At 74.1% G+C, this 24,278-nt stretch carries 24 protein-coding genes; 13 read left to right on the top strand and 11 right to left on the bottom strand.

Annotation, left to right across the window (positions count from 1 at the left end; genetic code table 11):
- Entirely contained in the window at positions 1–1,581 is a 1,581-nt protein-coding gene (locus EDJALFJO_RS19370) for an amidohydrolase (protein WP_088287958.1), read from the top strand.
- Positions 1,582–1,597: 16 nt separating this feature from the next.
- Here EDJALFJO_RS19370 and EDJALFJO_RS19375 read toward each other — a convergent pair whose 3' ends face one another.
- Complete coding sequence (locus EDJALFJO_RS19375; protein ID WP_088287959.1) at positions 1,598–2,293, bottom strand: 1-acyl-sn-glycerol-3-phosphate acyltransferase; 696 nt, start codon at positions 2,291–2,293, stop codon at positions 1,598–1,600.
- Between the two features lie 252 nt (positions 2,294–2,545).
- Between EDJALFJO_RS19375 and EDJALFJO_RS19380 the strand changes: the two genes are divergently transcribed.
- From EDJALFJO_RS19380 to EDJALFJO_RS19405, 6 genes are all read left to right on the top strand, one after another.
- Positions 2,546–4,126: a lysine 5,6-aminomutase subunit alpha gene (locus EDJALFJO_RS19380; protein ID WP_088287960.1), complete on the top strand. Its 1,581-nt coding sequence runs from the start codon at positions 2,546–2,548 to the stop codon at positions 4,124–4,126.
- Complete coding sequence (locus tag EDJALFJO_RS19385) at positions 4,123–4,911, top strand: OAM dimerization domain-containing protein (RefSeq protein ID WP_088287961.1); 789 nt, start codon at positions 4,123–4,125, stop codon at positions 4,909–4,911. Before EDJALFJO_RS19380 ends, EDJALFJO_RS19385 begins: the two co-directional genes overlap by 4 nt.
- Positions 4,908–5,315 (top strand): hotdog domain-containing protein, encoded by a 408-nt coding sequence (locus EDJALFJO_RS19390; RefSeq protein ID WP_088287962.1) that lies wholly within the window; start codon positions 4,908–4,910, stop codon positions 5,313–5,315. Before EDJALFJO_RS19385 ends, EDJALFJO_RS19390 begins: the two co-directional genes overlap by 4 nt.
- A 465-nt stretch (positions 5,316–5,780) precedes the next feature.
- Positions 5,781–7,475: an apolipoprotein N-acyltransferase gene (gene lnt, locus EDJALFJO_RS19395; protein WP_198950457.1), complete on the top strand. Its 1,695-nt coding sequence runs from the start codon at positions 5,781–5,783 to the stop codon at positions 7,473–7,475.
- The gene (locus tag EDJALFJO_RS19400; RefSeq protein WP_088287963.1) at positions 7,472–8,266 is read left to right on the top strand and encodes a polyprenol monophosphomannose synthase; all 795 of its coding nucleotides are present in this window, start codon (positions 7,472–7,474) and stop codon (positions 8,264–8,266) included. Before lnt ends, EDJALFJO_RS19400 begins: the two co-directional genes overlap by 4 nt.
- Positions 8,263–8,871, top strand: a complete 609-nt coding sequence (locus EDJALFJO_RS19405; protein ID WP_088287964.1) for an FxsA family protein — start codon at positions 8,263–8,265, stop codon at positions 8,869–8,871. The genes EDJALFJO_RS19400 and EDJALFJO_RS19405 overlap by 4 nt, the downstream gene beginning before the upstream one ends.
- Before the next feature lie 115 nt (positions 8,872–8,986).
- Here EDJALFJO_RS19405 and EDJALFJO_RS19410 read toward each other — a convergent pair whose 3' ends face one another.
- The 6 genes from EDJALFJO_RS19410 to EDJALFJO_RS19435 form a co-directional block, all read right to left on the bottom strand.
- Entirely contained in the window at positions 8,987–9,337 is a 351-nt protein-coding gene (locus EDJALFJO_RS19410; RefSeq protein WP_088287965.1) for an RNA polymerase-binding protein RbpA, read from the bottom strand.
- Positions 9,338–9,509: 172 nt separating this feature from the next.
- Positions 9,510–10,946, bottom strand: coding sequence for an MFS transporter (locus EDJALFJO_RS19415; protein ID WP_088287966.1), 1,437 nt, complete (start codon positions 10,944–10,946; stop codon positions 9,510–9,512).
- A gap of 101 nt (positions 10,947–11,047) precedes the next feature.
- Positions 11,048–12,340 (bottom strand): D-alanyl-D-alanine carboxypeptidase family protein, encoded by a 1,293-nt coding sequence (locus EDJALFJO_RS33620; RefSeq protein ID WP_143448663.1) that lies wholly within the window; start codon positions 12,338–12,340, stop codon positions 11,048–11,050.
- A 201-nt stretch (positions 12,341–12,541) separates the two neighbouring features.
- Positions 12,542–13,717 carry a cation diffusion facilitator family transporter gene (locus EDJALFJO_RS19425; protein ID WP_198950458.1) on the bottom strand — a complete coding sequence of 392 codons (1,176 nt, stop codon included), beginning with the start codon at positions 13,715–13,717 and terminating at the stop codon, positions 12,542–12,544.
- The gene (locus tag EDJALFJO_RS19430) at positions 13,714–14,010 is read right to left on the bottom strand and encodes a metalloregulator ArsR/SmtB family transcription factor (protein WP_304441287.1); all 297 of its coding nucleotides are present in this window, start codon (positions 14,008–14,010) and stop codon (positions 13,714–13,716) included. The genes EDJALFJO_RS19425 and EDJALFJO_RS19430 overlap by 4 nt, the downstream gene beginning before the upstream one ends.
- A gap of 150 nt (positions 14,011–14,160) precedes the next feature.
- Positions 14,161–15,726, bottom strand: coding sequence for a methyl-accepting chemotaxis protein (locus tag EDJALFJO_RS19435; protein ID WP_088287968.1), 1,566 nt, complete (start codon positions 15,724–15,726; stop codon positions 14,161–14,163).
- 194 nt (positions 15,727–15,920) lie between these two features.
- Between EDJALFJO_RS19435 and EDJALFJO_RS19440 the strand changes: the two genes are divergently transcribed.
- From EDJALFJO_RS19440 to EDJALFJO_RS19450, 3 genes are read left to right on the top strand one after another with little or no spacing between them, the layout of a single operon-like run.
- The gene (locus EDJALFJO_RS19440; protein ID WP_088287969.1) at positions 15,921–16,373 is read left to right on the top strand and encodes a helix-turn-helix transcriptional regulator; all 453 of its coding nucleotides are present in this window, start codon (positions 15,921–15,923) and stop codon (positions 16,371–16,373) included.
- 5 nt (positions 16,374–16,378) lie between these two features.
- Positions 16,379–16,792 (top strand): VOC family protein, encoded by a 414-nt coding sequence (locus EDJALFJO_RS19445; protein WP_088287970.1) that lies wholly within the window; start codon positions 16,379–16,381, stop codon positions 16,790–16,792.
- Positions 16,793–16,833: 41 nt separating this feature from the next.
- Positions 16,834–19,161, top strand: a complete 2,328-nt coding sequence (locus EDJALFJO_RS19450) for an excinuclease ABC subunit UvrA (RefSeq protein WP_088287971.1) — start codon at positions 16,834–16,836, stop codon at positions 19,159–19,161.
- Between the two features lie 9 nt (positions 19,162–19,170).
- Here the strand turns inward: EDJALFJO_RS19450 and dapA are convergent, their stop codons facing one another.
- Complete coding sequence (gene dapA / locus EDJALFJO_RS19455) at positions 19,171–20,154, bottom strand: 4-hydroxy-tetrahydrodipicolinate synthase (RefSeq protein WP_088287972.1); 984 nt, start codon at positions 20,152–20,154, stop codon at positions 19,171–19,173.
- Between the two features lie 72 nt (positions 20,155–20,226).
- Here dapA and EDJALFJO_RS19460 point away from each other — a divergent pair, with 72 nt between their 5' ends.
- Positions 20,227–21,216: a LysR family transcriptional regulator gene (locus EDJALFJO_RS19460; protein ID WP_088287973.1), complete on the top strand. Its 990-nt coding sequence runs from the start codon at positions 20,227–20,229 to the stop codon at positions 21,214–21,216.
- Between the two features lie 37 nt (positions 21,217–21,253).
- Here the strand turns inward: EDJALFJO_RS19460 and EDJALFJO_RS19465 are convergent, their stop codons facing one another.
- The 3 genes from EDJALFJO_RS19465 to EDJALFJO_RS19475 all read right to left on the bottom strand — a co-directional run bounded on the left by EDJALFJO_RS19465 (position 21,254) and on the right by EDJALFJO_RS19475 (position 22,584).
- Complete coding sequence (locus EDJALFJO_RS19465) at positions 21,254–21,709, bottom strand: SRPBCC domain-containing protein (RefSeq protein ID WP_088288002.1); 456 nt, start codon at positions 21,707–21,709, stop codon at positions 21,254–21,256.
- 75 nt (positions 21,710–21,784) lie between these two features.
- Positions 21,785–22,129: a helix-turn-helix domain-containing protein gene (locus EDJALFJO_RS19470; protein ID WP_088287974.1), complete on the bottom strand. Its 345-nt coding sequence runs from the start codon at positions 22,127–22,129 to the stop codon at positions 21,785–21,787.
- Positions 22,126–22,584, bottom strand: coding sequence for an SRPBCC family protein (locus EDJALFJO_RS19475; protein ID WP_088287975.1), 459 nt, complete (start codon positions 22,582–22,584; stop codon positions 22,126–22,128). The genes EDJALFJO_RS19470 and EDJALFJO_RS19475 overlap by 4 nt, the downstream gene beginning before the upstream one ends.
- A 134-nt stretch (positions 22,585–22,718) precedes the next feature.
- On the opposite strand from EDJALFJO_RS19475, the gene EDJALFJO_RS19480 reads away from it, so the two are divergent.
- Both EDJALFJO_RS19480 and EDJALFJO_RS19485 read left to right on the top strand, forming a co-directional pair.
- Complete coding sequence (locus tag EDJALFJO_RS19480) at positions 22,719–23,486, top strand: ABC transporter ATP-binding protein (RefSeq protein ID WP_088287976.1); 768 nt, start codon at positions 22,719–22,721, stop codon at positions 23,484–23,486.
- A gap of 10 nt (positions 23,487–23,496) precedes the next feature.
- Positions 23,497–24,270 carry an ABC transporter permease gene (locus tag EDJALFJO_RS19485; protein ID WP_088287977.1) on the top strand — a complete coding sequence of 258 codons (774 nt, stop codon included), beginning with the start codon at positions 23,497–23,499 and terminating at the stop codon, positions 24,268–24,270.
- Positions 24,271–24,278: the final 8 nt, after the last annotated feature.

Here is a 24,278-nt window from a genome sequence, read left to right on the forward strand (position 1 = left end):
GTGAGGACCCTTCTGCGCGGCGGCGTCGTCCGCTCGCCCCACGACCCGGCCGCGACGGCGCTGCTCGTCGACGACGGCACCGTCGCCTTCGTCGGGTCGGACGACGCAGCGCTCGCGCACGCCGGCGGCGCCGACGCGTTCGTCCCGGGCGTCGACGAGGTCGTCGACCTCGACGGCGCACTCGTCACCCCGGCGTTCGTCGACAGCCACGTCCACACGACCGAGACCGGGCTGCTCCTCGACGGGGTCGACCTGCACGACGCGCGCTCGGTGACCGAGATCCTGGCCCGGGTCGAGGCGGCGAGCCGGCGCGGCGGCGGCCGGCCGATCCTCGGGCAGGGCTGGGACGAGCGCAGCCTCGCCGAGGGCCGGCCCCCGACGCGCGCCGAGCTCGACCGGGCGTCGGCCGGGGGAGTGGTCTACCTCGCGCGGGTCGACGTCCACTCCGCCGTGATCTCCAGCGCGCTCGCCGCGGCATCCGGGGCGGACGCCCACGACGGCTGGTCCGCCGACGGCCGGGTCGAGCGGGACGCCCACCACGCGGCCCGGGACGCGACGCGCGCCCTGCCCCCCGGACGCCGCCGCGACCTCCAGCTGCTCGCGCTGCGCTCCGCGGCCGCGCACGGGATCGCCACGGTCCACGAGGCCGCCGCGCCGCACATCGGGCCCGCGGACGACCTCCGCGCGCTCGTCGCGCTGACGACCGACCCGGAGCAGCGGCTGCCGGAGGTCGTCGCCTACTGGGGCGAGCTCGCCGCGGACGCCGAGGCCGCCGGCGCGCTGCGCGACCGGTTCGGCCCGTGGCTCGCCGGCCTCGCCGGTGACCTCTGCGCCGACGGCTCGGTCGGCTCCCGGACCGCGGCCTACCGGGCCGACTACGCCGACTGCGCCGGGCACCGCGGCCACGGATACCTGTCCGGGGCACAGGTCCGTGACCACGTGGTCGCCTGCACCCGGGTCGGGCTGCAAGCGGGCTTCCACGTCATCGGCGACGCAGGGATGGACGCCGTCGTCGAGGGCCTGGCCCTCGCCGCCGAGGTCGTCGGCGCCCCGGCGCTGCGCAGCGCCCGGCACCGGCTCGAGCACGTCGAGACCGTCGACGCCGCGGCGATCGCCGTGCTCGCCGACCTCGGGGTGGCCGCGAGCGTGCAGCCCGCGTTCGACGCCCTGTGGGGCGGCACCGACGGCCTCTACGCCGCGCGGCTCGGCGCCGAGCGGGCGCTGACGATGAACCCGTTCGCCGCGCTCGCCGCGGCCGGCGTCCCACTGGCCCTCGGCTCGGACTCCCCGGTCACGCCCTTCGACCCGTGGGGCGCCGTCCGCGCGTGCGTGCACCACCACGTCGGGGCGCAGCGGCTGCCCGCCGACGTCGCGTTCGCCGCGCACACGCAGGGCGCGCACCGGGCAGCGCGGCGCGACGGCGAGGGCGTCCTCGTCGCCGGCACCCGGGCGACGCTCGCGGTGTGGTCGGCGTCCGGCCCCGGCGCCTCGGAGGGCCTGCCCGACCTCGGCGCGGGTGCGCCGTCCCCGGCCTGCCTGCTGACGATGCGGGCCGGCCGCGTCATCCACGACGCGCGCTGACCCCGGGCGGGGGTCGTCAGGCGACGGGGTCGTCGTCCTCGGCGGGCCGCTCGTTGTAGATGCCGGCCTGCTCCTGCGGCGACATCGCGCAGATCGCGTCCATGACGGCGTCGGTGATCTCGCGGCGGGCCTTGCCCGCGCCGCCGGACCCGGCGACCTTCTCGACCCACGGCGCCGGGTCGACGACGGGGGCGAACTGGACCCGGACGGGGCGGATCCGCAGCCGCTTCGAGCCGATCGGCTGGACGTCGTTCGTGCCCGTGACGCAGACCGGCACGATCGGCGCCCCGGACTCCAGGGCGAGCCAGCCGACGCCCGTCTTCCCGCGGTAGAGACGGCCGTCGCGGGAGCGGGTGCCCTCGGGGTAGATCCCGAACGCGTGGCCCTCGCGCAGGACGCCGAGCGCGGTCTCCAGGGACGCCATCGAGTCGCGCGCCGCGTCCCGACGGACCGGGACGGCGTCCACGGCACGGAAGAAGACGGCGTTGAGGCGGCCGAGGAGGGTCCGGCCCTCGAAGTACTCGGCCTTCGCGAGGAAGCGCACGCGCCGCGGCACGCACAGCGGGATGACGACGCTGTCGACGAACGACAGGTGGTTGCTCGCGACGATCACCGGGCCCTCGCGGGGGATGTTCTCCAGGCCGCTGACCTTCGGACGCCAGAACACCCGGAACACGAAGAGGACGACCCAGCGTGCGAGCCGGTACGTCATCGCGCCCCTTCCGTCCGTCGGGGGCGCAGCCGTCGGCCCGCCCGGATGACGCGTGCGGACGGCGTCATCGCGCCGTCGCCCGCGACGCACCGACCCTATCGGGCGTGCCCGCACGGACCCGTCCGCGCGCGCGTGCCGCCGGACACACGGCACACCCTCCCTGCAGCATCTTTCGCCGCGAGGCATGTTTCGGCGAGAATGTTCACGCCCCACGGCTCGGGGCCTGAGAACTTACGTGAGGAAGGTCCGTCCATGCCGCGCTCGAGCGCCCCGACGACGCTACGGCTCGACCCGGTCGTCGTCCGCAAGGCCCGCTCGCTGGCGCGCCGCGCCGGCGCCCCCGTCGTCAAGCTGGCCCGTACCCACACGACCGTCTCCGTCGAGCGGGCGACGCTGCGCCTCGCCGGGCTCGCGGGCGCGGACGTCGAACGCGTGCCGTGGGTGAACCACCTCGTCGACGCGGTCCGCGCCGGTGCCGGCCTCGAGCACGGCGTCGCGCTGCCGGTCTGGGACGCCCTCCTGCGCGGCGAGGCCGACGACCTGCTCACGCTCGCCCAGAAGGCGGCCGCCGGCTCGGTGACGTTCCGGGTGCCCGAGGGCCGGGACGCCGTCCGCGCCGCCAAGGCCGCCCGGGCCTCGGTCTCCACCGGTATCCGCCGCGTCGACGCCTCCCGCACGACCCGCGAGCGCCTCGTGAAGCGGCTCGGCGACCCGGCGCAGCGGCCGTGGATCTACCTCATCGTCGCGACCGGCGACATCTACGAGGACATCCCGCAGGCGCAGAACGCGGCCCGCGAGGGTGCCGACGTCATCGCCGTCATCCGCTCCACCGGGCAGAGCCTGCTCGACTACGTCCCCGAGGGCGCGACCCGTGAGGGCTACGCCGGCACGTACGCGACGCAGGAGAACTTCCGGCTCATGCGGGCCGCCCTCGACGACGTCTCGAAGGAGCTCGGGCGGTACGTCCGCCTGACGAACTACGCGTCGGGCCTGTGCATGCCGGAGATCGCGGCCCTCGCCGGCCTCGAGCGGCTCGACATGATGCTCAACGACTCCATGTACGGGATCCTCTTCCGCGACATCAACCCGGTCCGCACCTTCGTCGACCAGCGGTTCAGCCGTCAGGTGCACGCCCGCGCCGGGATCATCATCAACACCGGCGAGGACAACTACCTGACGACCGCGGACGCCGTCGACGCCGCGCACACGGTCACGGTCAGCCAGCTGCTCAACGAGTACTTCGCCAAGGAGGCGGGGCTGCAGGACTGGCAGCTCGGCCTCGGCCACGCGTTCGAGATCAACCCCGAGCTCCCGGACTCGTTCCGGCTCGAGCTCGCGCACGCCCTGCTCGCCCGCACGCTCTTCCCGGACGCGCCGCTCAAGTGGATGCCGCCGACGAAGCACATGACCGGCGACGTCTTCCGCGGCTACCTGCTCGACGGCTTCTTCAACCTCGCGGGCGCGATGACCGGCCAGGGCATCCTCCTCGTCGGGATGATGACGGAGGCCGTCGTCACGCCGTGGCTGTCCGACCGCGACCTCGCGCTGCAGAACGTCCGCTACGTGCTCAACGCCGCGAGCGGGCTCACCGAGGACTTCCGGCCGCCACCCGACGGGTTCATCCAGACCCGGGCCCGGCAGGTGCTCTCCGAGGCCGTCGACCTGCTCGAGCGGGTCGTCGACGACACCCTGCTCGAGGCGATCGCCGACGGCACCTTCGGCCTCATGAAGCGCCCCGCGACCGCCGGCAAGGGCCTGGACGGCGTCGTGAAGCGGGCCGCCGGCTACCTCAACCCGGCCGTCGACCTCCTCGAGGAAGGGGCCACCCGATGAGCGCGAAGAAGGCGACGGTCGTCCGGCCCTACGGCGACACCACCGGCGACGGCATGGTGCAGGTGTCGTTCACCCTGCCCGTCCCGCACTCCAAGCGCGCCGAGGGGGCCGCGGCCCAGCTCGCGGAGAAGATGGGCATCTCGCCGGCGCTCGTCGTCCACAGCAAGCCGATGGGCCCGGACTTCACGTTCTTCGTCGTCTACGGCCCGGTGCACCACCTCGTCGACCTGTCCGCCGTCCACGTCGTCGAGCGGGAGTACCCGCTGCTCTCGGCGAAGGAGGTCAACGCGGCGGTGAAGTCCAGGCTGCGCCGCAAGCTCGTCGTCGTCGGCGCCTGCATCGGCACCGACGCGCACACCGTCGGGATCGACGCGATCCTCAACATCAAGGGGTTCGCGGGGGAGAAGGGCCTGGAGTACTACCGGGAGGTCCGGGTCGTGAACCTCGGCGCCCAGGTGCTCGTGCCCGACCTCGTCGAGCGCGCCCGGGCGGAGAAGGCGGACGCCGTCCTCGTCTCCCAGGTCGTCACCCAGAAGGACGCCCATCTGCACAACAGCCGCGAGATGTCCGCGGCGTTCCGCGAGGCGTACCCGGCGGGCAAGCGGCCGCTGCTCGTCGTCGGCGGCCCGCGGTTCGCCGAGGGTGCCGCGGCCGACCTCGGTGTCGACCGGGTCTTCGGCAAGGGGACGACGCCCGGCGAGGTCGCGTCCTACCTCGTCCACGCCCTGCTGCCGGCCCCGGCCCCCGCCGAGGCCGCCCGCACGACCGGAAGGAAGTCCGCATGACCACCCCGCCGGCCGACGATCCCCGCCTCGGGCTCACCGTCGTCCACCGCCGGTACGTGCCGTACGCGCACGCGCACTACGCCGGCAACCTCGTGGACGGCGCCTACTCGCTCGCCGCCTTCGGGGACGTCGCGACCGAGGTCTGCATCCGCACCGACGGCGACGAGGGCCTCTTCGCGTCGTACTCCGACGTCCAGTTCCTCGCCCCGGTGCGGGCCGGGGACGTCCTTGAGATCGAGGCCCGGGTGACCCGGGTCGGGCGGCGCAGCCGGGAGATCGCCTTCGAGGCGCGGGTCGTCTGCCGTGGCCGCACGGACCGCTCGGCCTCGGCCGCCGAGGTCCTCGACCCCCCGCTCGTCGCGACGACGGCGACCGGCACCGTCGTCGTCCCGCCGCCGGACTGAGCACACTCCGCAGGTCGACCGGCGGACGATCTGCGGACGGCGGGACCTCGGTCCGCGGTCCCGGCCCGCCCGCCGCGACACGCCGTCCACGGACCGGAACGTCATGATCTTCACGGCCACGGACACAACCCCGGTGACCTGCGGCGTTGCGCATCTGCGCAGGTCAGAGGCCGGTTGACAGCCCGGCGCCGGGGACTAGGTTTCTAGGGCAGGCCGTCCCACGACCGACGGCCGTGCACGCCGGTGACGACGAAGGACACGGGCCAGGGGTCAGCCGAGGGGCTCCACGGCCAGGTCCCGCATCCTTCGCGACGGCGGCGCGGCCGCGAGCGGTGGGCAACGGACCGGGCCCGCACCACCCCGTAGACAACGTGGGCACCCTCGCAACCGACGAGGTCGTCCTCGGCCCGAAGGGTGGCGCGGGCCCGGTCCACACTCCGGCCGCCGGGCGTCTAGGCTTCCGGGGTGAGCGAATCCGCCGTCGCCGACCACGAGGGTCCCGCCCTGGAGTCCGACGGTGCCGCGCCCCGGGTGAGCCTCGCGCCGCCCGCCGGCGGCGCGGACGAGACCGCCGCCGACGCGCCGCCCCTGCTCCTGGCCCGGCTCGCGCTCGCCGTCACCTCCGGCGTCTGCCTGACGCTCGCGTTCCCCCGCTTCGACCTCTGGGCGCTCGCCCCCGTCGGGGTCGCCCTCCTCGCGCTCGCGACCCGCGGCGTCCGGGCACGGCGCGGCGCGCTCCTCGGCCTCGTCGCCGGTCTGTCGTTCTTCCTGCCGCACCTGCACTGGTCCGGCATCTACGTCGGCGCCCTGCCGTGGACCGCGCTCGCGACCCTCGAGGCGCTGTTCGTCATGCTCATGGGCGCGCTCCTGCCGCTGGCGTGGCGGGCCCCCGGCGGCCGGGCCGGCACCGTGGCCGCGATCGCGGGGCTGTGGGTCGGTCAGGAGGCGCTGCGCGGCCGGGTGCCGTTCGGCGGGTTCCCCTGGGGGCGGCTCGCCTTCTCCCAGGCCGGATCGCCCGCGCTCGGCTGGGCCGCCCTCGGCGGCGCGGTCCTGCTCACCGCCGTCGTCGCCGCCGCCGGTGGTGCGCTCGCGGTCGCGGCCGTCGACCTGGCCGGCCGCCGGACGGCGACCACCGGTGCCGCCCGCCGGGTGCTCCGCGCCGTCCCGGCGCTCGGGGTCGCCGTCGCGCTGCCGCTGCTCGGCCTGGCCGTCCCGACGCCGACGACCGGGGCGCGCAGCGTCGAGGTCGCGGCCGTGCAGGGCAACACCCCGACCGAGGGCCTCGACTTCAACGCCGAGCGCCGCGCCGTCCTCGACAACCACGCCGCCGCGACGATCGGGATGGCCGCACGCGCCCAGGCGGGCCGGGTGGCGCGGCCGGACCTCGTGCTGTGGCCGGAGAACGCGAGCGACATCGACCCGCTGCGCAACCCGGACGCCGCCCAGGTCATCCAGCGCGCGGTCGACGCCGTCGGGGTGCCGGTGCTCGTCGGGGCGGTCCTCGAGGAGCCGGTCGACCACCTGTCGAACGCCGGGATCCTCTGGGGCCCGACCGGGACGGCGCAGGCCGGCCCGGGCCAGACGTACGTCAAGCAGCACCCGGCGCCGTTCGGCGAGTACATCCCGTACCGCTCGTTCTTCCGGAACTTCAGCGACAAGGTCGACCTCGTGCGCCGGGACTTCGTCTCCGGCACCAGCGTCGGCGTCATGCGCACGCCGGCGGCGACGCTCGGCGACGTCATCTGCTTCGAGGTGGCCTACGACGGGCTCGTCCGCGAACCGGTGCTGCGCGGGGCCGACCTGCTCGTCGTCCAGACGAACAACGCGACGTTCGGCGAGACCGACGAGTCCGTGCAGCAGCTCGCGATGTCGCGGGTGCGCGCCGTCGAGAACGGCCGGTCCGTCGTCCACATCTCGACGGTCGGGGTGAGCGCCCTCATCAGCCCGGACGGCCGCATGCTCGTGACGTCCGGGCACTTCACGCAGGAGGTCCTCCAGGCGCGCCTGCCGCTGCGGACCGACCTCACGCCCGCGACGCGGGCGGGTGTCTGGCCCGAGGTCGGGCTGAGCGCCCTCGGGCTGCTGCTCGTCGCCGGTGCCGCGCTCCGTTCCCGGGGCCGGCGGTCCCGGCCCGTCGCCGCCCCCGAGGAGACCGTATGAGCGCGGCCGGCACCGACAGGGTGCTCGTCGTCGTCCCGACGTACAACGAGAAGGAGAACCTCCCGAGGATCGTCGCCCGGGTCCGGGCCGCGGTCCCCGCCGCGCACGTCCTCGTCGCCGACGACTCCAGCCCGGACGGCACCGGTCGGATCGCCGACGACCTCGCCGCCACCGACGACCACGTCCACGTCTTGCACCGGCCCGGCAAGGCCGGGCTCGGGGCCGCGTACCTCGACGGGTTCGGCTGGGGCGTGCGCAACGGGTTCGACGTCCTCGTCGAGATGGACGCCGACGGCTCGCACCTGCCCGAGCAGCTGCCCGACCTGCTCGCCCGCATCGACGCCGGGGCCGACCTCGTGCTCGGCTCGCGGTACGTCCCCGGCGGCAGCGTCGTCAACTGGCCGCGGCACCGTGAGGTGCTCAGCCGCGGTGGCAACACCTACGTCCGGCTCGTCCTGGGGATCCCGCTGCGGGACGCGACCGGCGGGTACCGCGCGTTCCGGCGCACGGCGCTCGAGGCGCTCGGCCTCGCGGACGTCGCGTCCCAGGGATACTGCTTCCAGGTCGACCTCGCCTGGCGCGCCGTGCGCGCCGGCCTGCGCGTCGAGGAGGTGCCGATCACCTTCGTCGAGCGGGAGACGGGCACGAGCAAGATGAGCCGCTCGATCGTCGCCGAGGCGCTCTGGCGGACGACGCAGTGGGGCGCCCGGCACCGGTTCGAGCAGCTCGCGGCGGTCGTCCGCCGGCACCCCGCGCAGTCCGACGCCGGGAACCGGGGGAGCGCAGGATGACCGCGGGCCCGGTGCGCGGGGCTCGACCGGGTGGTCCCGGCCGGCGGCGTCCGGGTGCCGGGCGCTGGCTCCTGGCCGGGGCGCTGCTCCTGCCGGTCGTCGAGATCGCGGCCGCGGTCGCGGTCGCCCGCCGGATCGGCGCCGGCTGGACGGTCGTCGCCCTCCTCGCACTGAGCGTCGTCGGTCTCGTCGTCCTGCGGCGGGCCGCCCGGGGCGCCTTCGCCGCGCTCGGCCCGGTCCCCGGGGCCCCCGCCGGAGCGGCGGCGACCGGACCTGTGCCCGGTGCGTCGTCCGCCCGTGGTGCGGACCTCGCCCTCGAGGCGGCCGGTGGCGTCCTGCTCGCGCTGCCCGGCTTCGTGACCGCCGTGCTCGGCGCGCTCCTCCTGCTGCCTCCCGTGCGGCGGCCGCTGCGGCCGGCCCTCGGGGCGGGCGCGGCGCGCCTCGTCCGGTCGGCGATGCGGCGCAACCAGGTGCGGGTCGTCGCCGGCGAGACGGTCGATGTGACGGTCGTCGAGGTCCGGGACGTCGACGGCCCCGTCACCGACGCCGGGCCCGGGCACCGGCCCGCGCTGCCCGGTGAGGTCGTCGAGCCCGACGAGCGCTGACCACCGAACGCCGGCGCTCCCGCACATGCCGAAGGCCCCGACACCTCAGGTGTCGGGGCCTTCGCGATGCTGCGGGTGCTCGGTGCTGCTGGTCGGGCCGTCCCGGCCGCTGGGCTCAGGCGCTGCGGCGCTGGGTCAGCCGGCCGCTGCGGAGCAGCTCCAGCCGCTCGGCGAGAAGCTCCTCGAGCTCGGCGGTCGTCCGCCGCTCCATGAGCATGTCCCAGTGGGTGCGGGCCGGCTTCACGGGCTTGGCCTGCGGGATCTCGGCGTCCTCGCGGAGCGCCATCGAGCCGCACCGGCACTCCCACAGAGCGGGGACGTCGGCCTCGACGGACATGGGGACGACCACGCTGTGGCCGTTGGGGCAGGTGTAGCGGATGTCCTGCCGCGCTGCGGGCTGGACTCCGTTGTCGCTCTCGAGGCTCTGGGCGCCCAGTCGGGTGCCGCGCATGCTCCGGTCGCTCATGGTCATCCTCCGGCGCGTCGGGAAGGCGGTGCGAACCGCTCACTCAGTGTGGACAACGCGACGCAGGGGCGCGATGTTCCGTCGCCTTCCTGGGAGAACCCTGTGAGTTGCGGCGCAGCGGGTCCGCCCGTCGGACGCGCTCGGTGATCGTCGCCGGACCGGTGGCCCCGGGTCAGACCACCGCCGGCACCGTGTTGCCGGCGTCCGTGATGCCCTGCCGGACGTCGACCCGGGCCAGCAGGAGGCCACCGACGACGAAGAACACGACGAGGGCGACGATGGCGAGCCGGTAGGAGTCGGTGACCTGCTGGACGATCCCGAAGAGCAGCGTCCCGAACCAGCTCGTCCCGCGCTCGGCCGCCTGGTAGAGGCTGAAGTACTCCGCCTCCCGGCCCCGCGGCACGAGCATCGAGTACAGCGACCGGGAGAGCGCCTGGCTGCCACCGAGGACGAGCCCGATGAGGACGGCGAGCGCGAGGAAGAGGCCGAACCGCCGCTCGGGGAGGAAGTAGCCGATCCCGACGACGGCGCACCACAGCACGAGGCTCGCGAGGATCGTCCGCCACGAGCCGACCCGGGCCGCGACCTTGCCGAAGCCGAGGGCGCCGAAGAAGCCGACGAACTGCACGAGCAGGATCGTGATGACGAGCTGCGAGGAGTCGAAGCCGAGCTCCTCCTGGCCGAAGATGCTCGACGCGGTGATGACGGTCTGGATGCCGTCGTTGAAGAACAGGTACGCGACGAGGAACATCAGCGTGTTCGGGTAGCCGCGCAGGTGCCGCAGCGTCGCGCCGAGCTGCTTGAACGACTGGCCCACGAGGTTGCCCTCGCCGACCGGTTCGAGCGAGGCCGGCGGCCGGTCGCGCAGGCCCCGGTAGGGGATGAACGTGAACGCCGCCCACCAGATGCCGGCCGAGAGCAGGCTGATCCGGACCGCCGTCGACGTCGAGAGCCCGATGCTCTCGGCGAACGTCAGCAGGCCGAGGTTGACGGCGAGGAGCAGGCCGCCGCCGAGGTAGCCGAGCGCCCAGCCGCGGCTCGAGACGCCGTCCCGCTCGTCGGGGGTCGCGATCTCGCAGAGGATCGCGTCGTAGACGACGAGGGAGCAGCCCAGGCACAGGCTGGCGACGAGCTGGAGCAGGACGCCGAGCTGCCAGTTGTCGCCGGCGACGAGGAACATCAGCCCCGCCGCGAGCGCTCCGCCCCAGGCGAACCGCGCCATGATCGTGCGCTTGTGGCCCGAGCGGTCCACGACCGCGCCGACGACCGGCAGCACGAGCGCCGACACGAGCGTCGCGAACGTGACCGTGTAGAGCGCGAGCGAACCGGGGCTGACCGGGATGCCGAGGACGGACAGATCGGTCCCGCAGCGCGCGTCGCTCGGCAGGTCGGGGCAGGCCGCCTTCTTCGCGACGACGGTGAGGTACGGGCCGAAGAGCACGGTCGCCGTCGTCGTGACGTAGGCGCTGTTCGCCCAGTCGTAGAAGTACCAGGCGCGCTGCTCGCGACGCCGCTCGTCGGCCGGGACGAGCTCCGGAGCGCTGGGCTGGGTGGACACGGCCTGGGGGTCCCCTCTCGGCGGGGCGGCGGGCGCCGCGGTGCGAATCATGCCGCCTGGCGGGCCGCCGGGGGAGGCAGACGCGGCCGTCGGACCGGTGCGTCGCCGTCATCCTGCAGGGCAGCCGTCGGGGGCGGGGTGAGCAGCGCTGCTCAGCCCGCGAACTCCCAGTGCCACGGCTCGGGGCGCGAGCCCCCCGGCTCGGCCCACGCGGGGTGGAACCAGCCGAACTCGGGGGCGTGCCGGAGCATCCACCGGTGGGTCGGCGTCCCGAAGTCCTGGATGCCGCCGCACAGGTCGGTGGCCGTGCCCCAGCCGTGGTTGCTCGTGCCCGGGACGGCGGCCAGGTTCGGCTTGGTCGCGTAGAGCCGGACCTGGGTGGCGTAGTCGCGGTAGGAGTCGGTGACGCAGACCGGCTCGCCGAACTCCTGCGCGTACGCCTGGCTGAGCCGGTTGAACGCGTAGGCGGCGTCGGCGCGCAGCCGGTGGCCGGACGTCCCCCAGACCGGGCAGAGCACCGCGGCCGGGATCTCGCCGTTCGCGTAGGGCGAGGTGTCGCCGCCCCGGCAGTCGCCGACCTCGCCGGTCACGGCGTTCGAGCCGTTCGCTCCACGCCCGCTGCGGGCCCGGGCGAGCGCCCGGGCCGCCGCGAGGTTGTTCGCCCGGGTCTCGGCGTCGGCCGCGGCGTCCTGCACCTGGGCCAGCTCGGTCTCGAGCGCGGCGAGGGTGTCGCGCTGCGCGCTGACCGCGGCGTCGGCGGCGTCCTTCGCCGCCTTCGCCGCCAGCGCCGCGTCCTGGGCCGCGGCCTGGGCCGAGGCGGCGGCCGACGCGACGTCCGCCTGGTGCGCGAGCGCGGCGGTGTAGTCGACGACGGCGCGGCCCTTGCTGTTGCCGACCCGCTGCAGGTACGTCTCGGCCCGGCCGAGGTCGTCCGTCGACCCGCCCTGCAGGATCGTCGCGAGGGCCGGGTTCGAGGCCAGGTCGCCATCGCCGTAGGCCGCCCGGGCCCAGCGGCCGAGGATCGCCTTCTGGGCCGCGAGCCCGAGCTGGGCCTGCAGGAGCAGCTGGTCCTGGCGGTCGGCCTCGAGCTGGGCGGTCCGGGCGGCGACGACGGCACCGCTGTACTGCTCCAGCGCCAGGGACGCCGTGGCCGTCGCGGCGTCGAGCTTCGCCTGCGCGTCGGTGACGGCGCCCTGCCGCCGGTTCACCTCGTCGAGGAGGGCCTGGGCCCGCTCGCGCTCGGCAGCGACCTCCTCGGGGGAGGGCTCGGACTCGTCGCCGGCCCCACCCGCGCTCGGGGTGGGGGACGGCGTCGGCGACGCGGCGGCCGCCGCGCGGTCGAGTGCCGGGGCAGCCGTGGCGGGAGGCAGCAGCAGGAACGCGGCGGTGAGCGCCGCCGCCGGGGCCACGGCGAGCGCGGCCCTGAGCACCCGCCGTCCCGCCATGTCCTGCGCCCGCTCCCTGACCCCGTCCCTGTGCGCGGGTCCGCCCGCGCAGGAGCCGTACCGGTCTCCTACCCAGAAGAACGGCAGCCGGCGCCGGATCGCGACCGGTCCGGGGACACCTCACGCGCCTGAGGGGGCAGTTCCACCCGTTCGGAGCAACGTCGGGAGCGGTTCCGGCGCGTACCGGGCCGCCGGGCCGGGTCAGGGCTGCGGCACGCCGGCCGGGACGTGCGTACCGACCGGGACGGAGTGGCTCTCGGCGCGGTGCATGCCGGCCGGCTCGACGTGGACGCTCACCGCGTCGAGGTTGGGCATCGCGGTGTGGACCGCGGCCGCCGCCCGGGTCGCGATGTCGTGCGCCGCGACGACGTCGAGCGTCGGGGCGACGCCGATGACGGCCTCGCCGCGCAGCCGGTGCCCGATCCAGCGCAGCCGGACGTCGGCGACGGACTCGACGCCGTCGACGCCGGCGAGCACCTCCTCGGCCTGTGTCGGCAGCGCTGGGTCGACGCCGTCGAGCAGGCGGCGGCCGACGTCCCGGACGGCGCCGACGAGGACGCCGACGATCGCGACGGTGATGAGCAGCCCGACGACCGGGTCGGCGAGCGGGAAGCCCAGCCAGACCCCGAGGCCGCCGGCGACGACGCCGAGCGAGGTCCAGCCGTCGGTGCGGGCGTGCTGCCCGTCGGCGACGAGCGCCGCGGAGCCGATCCGGCGGCCGACGCGGGTGCGGTAGATCGCGACGGCCTCGTTCCCGAGGAAGCCGATGACGCCGGCCCCGAGGACCGCGCCGAGGTGCGTCACGGGCTGCGGGTCGGCGAGCCGGCGGATGCTCTCCCAGGCCGCGACGACGGCGGAGAGCGCGATCATCACGACGATGAGCAGGCCGGCGAGGTCCTCGACGCGGCCGAGACCGAAGGTGTAGCGCCGCGACGGCGGACGGCGCACGAGGACGAACGCGACCCACAGCGGCAGCGCGGTGAGCGCGTCGGAGAGGTTGTGCACGGTGTCGGCGAGCAGCGCCACCGACCCGGACAGGACGACGACCACGCCCTGCGCCACCGCGGTGGCGAGCAGGACGACGAGGCTGATCTTCACGGCCCGGATGCCGTCCGCGCTGGACTCGAGCGCGGTGTCCGTCGACTGCGCGTGGTCGTGGGAGTGCGGGACGAGCAGGTGCCGGAGCCGGGCGACGACCCCGGTGCCCTCGCCGTGGTCGTGGTCGTGGTCGCCGTGGTCGCCGTGGTCGTGGTCGCCGTGGTCGGCGTGCCCGTGGTCGTCGTGGTCGTGCACCGCGTGGTCGTGACCCTCGTCGTGGGAGTGCTCCCCGTGCGGGTGGTCCGCCTGGTCCTGCGGCGCGTGGACGTGCTCGGTCACCGCTCCTCCTCGAGGTGCTGGGCGTGGGCGACGACGTCCTCGACGAGCTCGCGGACGTGGTCGGTGGCGAGGCGGTAGTAGATCGAGGTGCCCTCGCGCCGGGTGCGGACGAGGCCGCCGAGCCGGAGCTTGGCGAGGTGCTGGCTCACCGCGGGGGAGGGCCGCCCGACGAGGCGGCCGAGGTCGTTGACGGAGCGTTCGGCGTCCCGCAGGTGCCACAGCAGGTGCAGCCGGGTCTCGTCGGCGAGGAGCCGGAGGGTGCGGACGGCGTCCGTGCGGTGCGCCTCGTCCAACCGGGTCAGGTCGTGGCCCGGACGCCGTGGCTCACCGCCCCGGGGTCGTACCACCTGCGTATCTGCGGACATACGCAGATACTGAGATATGCCGGCGCATCCGTCAAGCCGGGGGAGCCACGCCGGTCGCCACCTGTCGACCGAACGGGCTCAGAACCGGTAGCCCGCCAGCACCGTGCGCATCCGCTCGGCGGTCTGGGCGAGCCCGGACGCCGCACCGGCCGTGCGTTCGGCGGTGTTCGACGTCTGCTCGGCGGCCGAGGCGATGACCATGACGGAGCCGACGATCCCGCTCGCGTCCCGGGCGGCGACGTCGATGACGGACGCGACGTCCGTGCTGCTGCGGGCCTGCGCCTCGACGGCGGTCGCGATGTCGTGCTGGTGCGCGTTGATCTCCCCGATGACCCGGGAGACCGTGCCGATGTCGGCGACCGCCTCCTCGACCTCGGACTGGATCGACGCGATCCGGCTCGAGATGTCCTCGGTGGCGCGGCCGACTCCCTGCGCGAGGTCCTTGACCTCGTTGGCGACGACGGCGAAGCCGCGGCCCGCCTCGCCGGCGCGGGCGGCCTCGATCGTCGCGTTGAGCGCCAGCAGGCGGGTCTGGTCGGCGATCGAGCGGATCATCGCGGCGACCCCGGAGATCTGGCTGCTCGAGTCGCCGAGCCGGGTGATGGTGCGCGACGCGGCGTCCGCGCCGTCGACCGCGCGCCGGCCGACGTCCGCCGCCGTGCCGGCGCTGCCGGCGATGTCCCGGGTCTGCGCCGAGACCTGCTCGATCCCCGAGGCGACCTCCTGCGCACCGTCGGAGACGTGGGTGGCGAGGTCGACGGCCTCACCCGCCTTGGCACTGGTCTGCGCGGCGGAGCCGGACAGGTCGGTGCTCGACCGGCGCAGGTCCTCCACCGAGCCGGTGATCTCGGCGATGCACGCCTGGACGACGTGGAACGCCTCCTGCACGGACTCCAGCGTCGCGTCGAGGGAGCGCCCGAGGTCGCCGAGCTCGTCGGCCGACTCCGAGCGCACCCGCTCGAGGAAGTTGCCGCCCGAGACCTTCCCGAGGACCGCCCGCATCCGGCGCATCGGGCGCAGCACGGCCTGGGCCGTCATCCAGCACAGGCCGACGAACAGCGCGCTCGCGAGGACCCAGGCGACGGTGATCGTCAGGAGGGTCCGCCGGCCGGCGGCCGACGCCCCGTCGCGCTCGGCGACGACGGCCTGCTCCATCGCCTCGTCGATCGCACCGAGGGACTCCTCGAGTTCGCCGGCGAGCGCCAGGAACTCGGGCACACGGGTCTGCGCGGCGGAACGGTCCGTCGCTGCGGTGTCGATGATCTCGCCGGCGAGGGCGACGTACGCCTCGATGCGGGGGCGCACCGCCGTGAAGCGGGGGACGAGGCCGTCCGGGGCGAGCGCCGCGGCCCTGTCGAACCGGTCGATCATCGTCGGGCCGTGGTCGGCGATCTCGACCGCGCCCAGCTCCTCGCGCTCGGCCTGGGTGCGCGCGACGAGCGCGGACATAACGTCGCCGCGGATGGCGTCGTGCATCATGTCCGCGTTCCACTGCTCGCTCATGCCCTGGCTGACCTGGGCCATCCGCTGGCTCGCCGCACGCTGCGACGTCGTCGCCCCGGCGGCGGCGAACGCCACCACGCCGACCGCGAGCGCGCCGACGACGCCGATGAGGACGAACCGCTTCGCGATCGTCAGACGCACTACCGACACCTCCGTGAAGCACCTGCTCCGGCGGACGGTCGACCGGACCCCCACCCTCGGCCGATCCGGAGGACGTCCGTCGAGGACGACGCTGAGGAGATCGGGCGTCGAAGAACGTGTCTGTAGGCCGAAAGCGTGCCCGAACGATCTGCGGGACCGTTACCAGGCACGGACGGCGTGACACCATCGACGGCATGACGACCGGGCCGGACGCCGAGCAGCAGCGTCTGCGTGACCTCGCGCGGCTGCGGCGCGTCCGCGACCGGATGGACCGGGAGTACACCCGGCCGCTCGACGTCGAGGCGCTCGCCCGGGGCGCGAACATGTCGGCGGGCCACCTGAGCCGCGAGTTCAAGCGGGCCTACGGCGAGTCGCCCTACGCCTACCTCATGACGCGGCGCATCGAGCGCGCGATGGCGTTGCTGCGCCGCGGCGACCTCTCCGTCACCGAGGTCTGCTTCGCGGTGGGCTGCTCGTCGCTCGGCACCTTCAGCACCCGGTTCACCGAGCTGGTCGGCGTCCCGCCGAGCACGTACCGGGCCGAGCACGCGCAGGCGACCGACGGCATGCCGTCGTGCGTCGCGAAGCAGGTCACGAGACCGGTCAGGAATCGAGAAGCGCCCGTCTCCCGCGCACGCCTAGCCTGAGCCGCATGGACATCAGCATCCACTCGAGCTTCCTCCCGCACACCGACCCCGAGGCCTCGCTCGCGTTCTACCGCGACACCCTCGGCTTCGAGGTCCGCCAGGACGTCGGCTACGCCGGCATGCGCTGGATCACCGTCGGCCCGGCCGGGCAGCCGGGGACGCCGTCCGTCGTCCTGTTCCCGCCGGGGGCCGACCCGGGCGTCACCGACGACGAGCGCCGCACGATCGGCGAGATGATGGCGAAGGGCACCTACGCCTCGATCCTGCTCTCGACGCCCGACCTCGACGCGACGTTCGAGAAGCTGCAGGCGGGAGACGTCGAGATCGTCCAGGAGCCGACCGACCAGCCGTACGGCGTGCGGGACTGCGCGCTCCGCGATCCCGCGGGCAACATGGTCCGCATCCAGGAGCGGCGCTGACCCCGCAGGCGGGGGCGCCGCACGTCGCCGACCGCCACGACATGATCCGCGTGCACGGCGCGCGGGAGAACAACCTCAAGGACGTCGACGTCGAGATCCCCAAGCGCCGGCTCACGGTGTTCACGGGCGTCTCCGGCTCGGGCAAGAGCTCGCTGGTCTTCAGCACGATCGCCGCGGAGTCGCAGCGGATGATCAACGAGACCTACAGCACCTTCGTGCAGGGCTTCATGCCGACGCTGGCCCGCCCCGACGTCGACGTGCTCGACGGGCTGACGACGGCGATCATCGTCGACCAGGAGCGGATGGGAGCCGACCCGCGCTCCACCGTCGGCACCGCGACCGACGCGAACGCGTTGCTGCGCATCCTCTTCAGCCGCCTCGGGCAGCCGCACATCGGCTCGCAGCAGGCGTTCTCCTTCAACGTCGCGTCGGTGAGCGGCGCGGGGGCGGTGACGTTCGAGCGGGCCGGGCGGACGACGAAGGAGCGGCGCAGCTTCAGCGTCCTCGGCGGGATGTGCTCGCGCTGCGAGGGCCGCGGGTCGGTCAACGACTTCGACCTCACGGCGCTCTACGACGACACCAAGTCGCTCAACGAGGGCGCGCTGACGATCCCCGGCTACAGCATGGAGGGCTGGTACGGCCGCATCTACCGCGGCTGCGGGTACTTCGACCCGGACAAGCCGATCCGGAAGTACACGAAGAAGGAGCTCGACGACCTGCTCTACCGGGAGCCGACGAAGATCAAGGTCGAGGGCATCAACCTCACCTACTCGGGACTCGTCCCGGCGATCCAGAAGTCGTTCCTCTCCAAGGACGTCGACGCGATGCAGCCGCACGTCCGCGCCTTCGTCGAGCGGGCGATCACCTTCACGACCTGCCCCGACTGCGGCGGCACCCGGCTCAACGAGACGGCCCGGTCGTCGCGGATCGCCGGCACGAACATCGCCGAGGCGTGCGCGATGCAGATCAGCGACCTCGCCGGCTGGGTCAGCGGCCTCGACGAGCCGTCGGTCGCGCCGCTGCTCGCCGGTCTGCGGCACACCCTCGACTCGTTCGTCGCGATCGGGCTGGGCTACCTCTCGCTCGACCGGCCGTCGGGCACCCTGTCCGGCGGCGAGGCGCAGCGCACGAAGATGATCCGGCACCTCGGGTCGTCGCTCACCGACGTCACGTACGTCTTCGACGAGCCGACGATCGGGCTGCACCCGCACGACGTCCAGCGGATGAACGCCCTGCTCCTCCAGCTGCGCGACAAGGGCAACACGGTTCTCATGGTCGAGCACAAGCCGGAGGCCATCGCGATCGCCGACCACGTCGTCGACCTCGGCCCGGGTGCGGGGTCCGCCGGCGGTCAGGTGATGTTCGAGGGCAGCGTCGAGGGGCTGCGGCGCAGCGGCACGGTCACGGGCAAGCACCTCGACGACCGGGCGACGCTCAAGCCCGCCGTGCGGACGGCGTCCGGCGTGCTCGAGGTCCGCGGCGCTGACATGCACAACCTCAAGGACGTCGACGTCGACCTCCCGCTCGGGGTGCTCGTCGTCCTCACCGGGGTCGCCGGGTCGGGCAAGAGCTCGCTGGTCCGAGGGTCGGTGTCCGGGCGGGACGGCGTCGTCACGGTGGACCAGGGCGCGATCCGCGGCTCTCGGCGGAGCAACCCCGCGACGTACACCGGGCTGCTCGAACCCATCCGCAAGGCGTTCGCCAAGGAGAACGGCGTGAAGCCGGCCTTGTTCAGCGCCAACTCCGAGGGCGCGTGCCCGGGCTGCAACGGCGCGGGCGTCATCTACACCGATCTCGGGGTCATGGCCGGGGTCGCCATCACGTGCGAGGCCTGCGAGGGCAGGCGGTTCGACGGATCGGTGCTGGAGTACACGTTCGGCGGCAAGGACATCAGCGAGGTGCTCGCGATGCCCGTCGCCGAGGCGCTCGCGTTCTTCGGCGAGGGCCCGGCCCGGCTGCCCGCCGCACAGGCGATCCTCGCGCGGCTCGCCGACGTCGGCCTGGGCTACCTCAGCCTCGGCCAGCCGCTCACGACGCTCTCCGGTGGCGAGCGGCAGCGGATCAAGCTCGCGACGCACCTGGGGGAGAAGGGCGGTGTCTACGTCCTCGACGAGCCGACGAGCGGGCTGCACCTCGCCGACGTCGAGCAGCTCCTCGCCCTGCTCGACCGGCTCGTCGACTCCGGGAAGTCGGTCGTCGTCATCGAGCACCACCAGGCGGTCATGGCGCACGCCGACTGGATCGTCGACCTCGGCCCCGGAGCCGGTCACGACGGCGGCCGCGTCGTCTTCGAGGGCACCCCGGCCGACCTCGTCACCGCCCGGTCGACCCTCACCGGGCAGCACCTCGCGGCGTACGTCGGCGCCTGACCACCCCGCTCATGCTCGCGCCGGGTACCGTTCCGGCCGCCGTCCAGGGTCGTTTCCGGTACCCGCCGCGAGCATGGGCCGCGCTCGTCCGGCGAGGGCGTCCCGGAGCCGGCGGACGTCGTCCGGGGACGCCGGCAGCATCGGCAGCCGGACCGTCGCGTGCTCGAGGACGCCGACCTCGACGAGAGCTGCCTTCGCGGTCACGGCACCGGGGGAGGAGCCCATGACGGCGCGCACGAGGGGGAGCAGCCCGGCCTGGACGGCCCGCGCGGCGTCGAGGTCGCCGTGCCGGACGGCGTCCACGAGCGCCGCGACGCGGTCGGGGACGACGTTGCCGACGACGCTGAGCACCCCGGTCGCGCCGCACGCGAGGTACGGCAGGTTCAGCTCGTCGATCCCGCAGTAGTAGGCGAGCGACGTCCGGTCCATGACGGACATCGCCTCGAACAGGTCGCCCTTGGCGTCCTTGACCGCGAGGATCCGTGGGTGCCGCGCGAGCTCGACGAGGGTGGCCTCGGTCATCGCGAGCCCGGCGCGGGCCGGGACGTCGTAGAGCATGACGGGCAGGTCGGTCGCGTCGGCCACCGCGACGCAGTGCGCGACGACGCCGGCCTGGGTCGGCCGGGAGTAGTACGGGCAGACGACGAGCAACGCGTCGGCCCCGGCGGCCGCGGCCTCCCGCGCGCGCCTGACGCTCGCCGCGGTGTCGTACGTGCCGACGCCGGCGACGACCCGGGCCCGGCCGGCGGCCCTCGCGACCACGGCCTCGATCAGTGCCACGGTTTCCGCGTCGCTCAGGGTCGGGGCCTCGCCGGTGGTCCCGGCGACGACGATGCCGTCGCAGCCGCCCGCGAGCAGGTGGTCGACGAGGCCGGGGACGGCGGGCTCGTCGACGGAGCCGTCCGGGCGCATCGGGGTGACCATGGCGACGAGCCGGGTACCGAAGATCGTCTCTGCGGGGTACCGGACGGCAGGGGAGCGGTGGTCGGTCATGCGTCGATCGTGGGGCGCCCGACCCTTGCGGTCCAGCGATGCTTTCTTGCCGGTACCGCGTAGCGTGGCTTCATGATGGACGTCGGCGCGCTGCGCGCCCTCCAGGCGGTCGCCGCGCTCGGGACGCTGGCGCGCGCGGCCGACGAGCTCGGCTTCACCCCGTCGGCGGTGTCCCAGCAGATCAAGCGGCTCGAGCGCCAGGTCGGCGCGCCGGTGCTCGCACCGGCGGGCCGCGGCGTCGTGCTCACCCCGGCCGGCCAGGCCGTCGTCGACGCGGCGCCCGCGGTGTTCCAGGCCCTCGAACGCTGCACCGAGGCCGGCCGGTCGGTGGCGCAGGGCGCACCGCGCGGCACCCTGCGCGTCGTCGCCTTCTCGACGGCGATCCGCGGCCTCGTCGCACCCGTCGTGCCGCAGGTGTCGCGACGGTGTCCGGACCTGCGCCTGGAGGTCACCGAGCAGGACCCGGACCAGGCGCTGCACAGCGTCGACGCCGGCACGGCCGACCTGGCCGTCGTCCACGACGCCGACGGGCTGCCGGCACCGCTGCCCGCATCCCTGACCGGACGTCACCTGACGACCGACGTCGGCGACGTCGTCGTGCACCGCAGCCACCGGCTCGCCGCGCTGGACCGGCCGGTCACCGCCGCCGACCTCACCGGCGACGCGTGGGTGACGAGCCCACCGGGCACCGTGTGCCACCAGTGGTTCCTGCGGCTCGTCGCCGACGTGCCCGGTGAGCCCGACGTGCGCCACCGGGTCGACGACTTCGCCACGCAGCTGGCGCTCGTCGCGTCCGGCGAGGTCGTCGCGCTCGTCCCGCGGCTGGCGCGCCCGCCGCTGGCCGACGACCTCGTCGCCGTCCCGCTGACCAGACCGCCGTGCCGCGAGGTGCACGCCGCATGGCGCCGCAGCGCCGACACGAGCCCGGCGATCAGGGCCGTCCTGGCGGAGCTGACACCCGACCCCGCTCATGCTCGCGCCGACTACCGTTCCGGGCTCCGTCCAGACCGGTTCTCGGTACCCAGCACGAGCATGAGCGAGACTTTCGGCGAACGCCGATAATGCACATTATGTCAATCCGGCGATCGGGAGCCCTCCCTCAGTGCCAGTCGCTGATCTGGACGTCGCGCGGCGCGGGCGCACCGTCGCCGTTCTCCACCAACGACTTCAGGCTCATGAGGAACGAGCCCCACTTGGTGCTGCAGTGGTGCATGAAGTCGACGGGCTCGGCCCAGCCGCGGTGCGCGAACAGGACGATCGTCCAGTCGCCGTCCTGACGCAGGTCCCAGTCGATCGTCGTCCCGACCCACTCCGGCGGGCCGTCGACGACGCGCCACTGCAGCCGCTCCGGCGCCTTCGCCTCGACGACCTCCATGTCGAAGCCGCCCACCGGCGGGAACCGGAACTCGACCACGCCGCCCGGGCTCGCGGCGTCGCCGCGCGCCGCGGTGCCCTCGGTCCACCAGCCCGCGAGGCCCTCGACCGTCGTCAGCGCGTCGTAGACGGCCTCCGGGGCCGCCGTCCGGACGCCCACCCTGTGCAGGATGTCCACCATGTCGCCCACTCCCCTGCTTTCTTGATCGTTGATCTTCTGGTCGTTGCTCTCCCGGTCGCTCCGCCGGTCGTCCCGTCAGTCCTGACGTGCGACCTGGATCGCCTCGGCGATGCGCTTGATCCGCCGCAGGCGGGCGTCCCACGCCGACCCGACGGACGCCAGCTGCGCGACCGCGCGCGCGAGCTGGGCGTCGTCCACCCGGTAGCGCTTCTCCCGGCCGGCCGGCGTCCCGTGGACGAGGCCGACCCGGTCGAGGACGCCCAGGTGCTTGGCGACCGCCTGCCGGGTGACCGGCAGCTGCTGGCTGAGGCTGGTCGCGGTGCCCGCCTCCTCGAGGAGCAGCAGGTCGAGCAGCCGGCGCCGGGTCGGGTCGCCGATCGCCGACCACAGGTCGTCGTCGACGGCCCCGGCAACCGTCACGGCCGCACGACCAGCGTCGCGACGTAGGGCACGATCCGCGGCAGGAAGTAGGCCCAGCCCTCGACGTGCTCGGCGAACTGCTGCTCCAGGACCGCGACCTCCCAGCCCATCTCGCGGAAACCGGTCTCGGTCATCCGCAGCAGCGTGCCGCTGCCCGACGGCGCGAGGTCGAACGTCACGAGCAGCGAGTTGCCCTCCGCCGCCGTCTCGCCGGCCGGGTGCGTCCAGCGGAAGACGAACGTCGACGGCGGCTTCGCGTCGACGACGGTGAGCTCGACCACCGCTCCCCCGCCGTCGCGCTCGAAGACGATCTGACCGCTCGAGCCCGGCGTCGGGTCGTAGTGCGCCTCGTCCGGCCACCAGTGCTTGAGGTGGTCGGGACTGCTCACCACCTCGTAGACGACCTCGGGTGACGCCTCGACGTAGATCTCCTGCTCGATGGTCCCGAGCTCCATGTCCGCCTCCTGCAACGTTTGGTTGCATGTGAGGCTAGACCGAGGTGGCATCAATACGCAACCACTGGTTGCATGAAATTCGTCGGGGCCGGGCGCTTGACCTTGACGCCGGGTCAGGGTTGCAGCCTGACGTCATGACCACGACACACGCCATCGAGACCGTGGGGCTCACGAAGTCCTACGGCGACCACGCAGTCCTGCGGGGCGTCGACCTGAGGGTCCCCCGCGGGTCGGTCCTCGCCCTGCTCGGCTCCAACGGCGCGGGCAAGACGACAGCGGTGAAGATCCTCGCGACGCTGCTCAGGGCCGACGGCGGGACCGCGACCGTCGACGGGCACGACGTCGCCACCCAGGCGGCCGAGGTCCGGGCCTCGATCAGCCTCACGGGCCAGTTCGCGGCCGTCGACGAGGTCCTCACCGGGCGCGAGAACCTTGTGCTCGTCGCCCGGCTGCGCCGCATCACGGACGCGGCCGCGGTGGCCGACGGGCTGCTCGAACGGTTCGGGCTGACCGACGCGGCCGGGCGCCGGGTCGCGACGTACTCCGGCGGGATGCGCCGCCGGCTCGACATCGCGATGAGCCTCGTCGGCAGCCCGCGGGTGCTCTTCCTCGACGAGCCGACGACCGGCCTCGACCCGCAGTCGCGGCTCGAGGTCTGGCGGACCGTCCGGGACCTCGCCGGTCAGGGCATCACCGTCCTGCTCACGACGCAGTACCTCGACGAGGCCGAGCAGCTCGCCGACCGGATCGCGATCCTCCACGAGGGCCGCATCATCGCCGACGGCACGCTCGCCGAGCTCAAGCGGCTCCTCCCGGCGGCCACGGTCGAGTACGTCGAGAAGCAGCCGACCCTCGAAGACGTCTACCTGGCGATCGTCGGTCACGACGATCCCCGCCCGTAGGGAGCCACCGATGTCCACCGCCGAGTCCACCGCCTTCGTCCACGACAGCACCGTCCTGCTCGGGCGGTCCCTGAAGCACATCCTGCGCAGCCCGGACACCATCATCACGACGGCGGTCACGCCGATCACCATGCTGCTGCTCTTCGTCTACGTCTTCGGCGGCGCCATCGACGTCGGCCGCGGCGCGTACGTCGACTACCTGCTGCCCGGGATCCTGCTCGTCACCGTCGCCTCCGGCATCGCCTACACCGCGTTCAGGCTCTTCACCGACGTCTCGAGCGGCATCTTCGAGCGGTTCCGGTCGATGCCGATCGCCCGGTCGGCCCTGCTGTGGGGGCACGTCCTCACCTCGGTCGTGGCAAACCTCGTGTCGCTCGTCCTCGTCGTCCTCGTCGCCCTGGCGATGGGCTTCCGGTCCGGCGCCGGGGTGCTCGCCTGGCTGGCGGTCCTCGGGATCATGGTGCTCTTCACCCTGGCCCTCACCTGGCTGGCCGTGATCCCCGGGCTGACCGCGACGTCCGTCGACGGGGTGAGCGGGTTCTCCTACCCCCTGGTCTTCCTGCCGTTCGTCAGCTCGGCGTTCGTCCCGACGGCCGGCATGCCGGGACCGGTCCGCTGGTTCGCCGAGCACCAGCCGGTCACCCCGATCGTCGACACCCTGCGCGCCCTGCTCGCCGAGCAGCCGGTGGGCAACGGCATCTGGACGGCGCTCGCCTGGTGCGTCGGGCTGCTCGTCGTCGCGTACCTGCTCGCCATGCGCATCCACCGCGGCAAGACGTCATGACCCCAGCG

The organism is Kineosporia sp. A_224, assembly GCF_002198655.1.
Taxonomy (GTDB): domain Bacteria; phylum Actinomycetota; class Actinomycetes; order Actinomycetales; family Kineosporiaceae; genus R-H-3.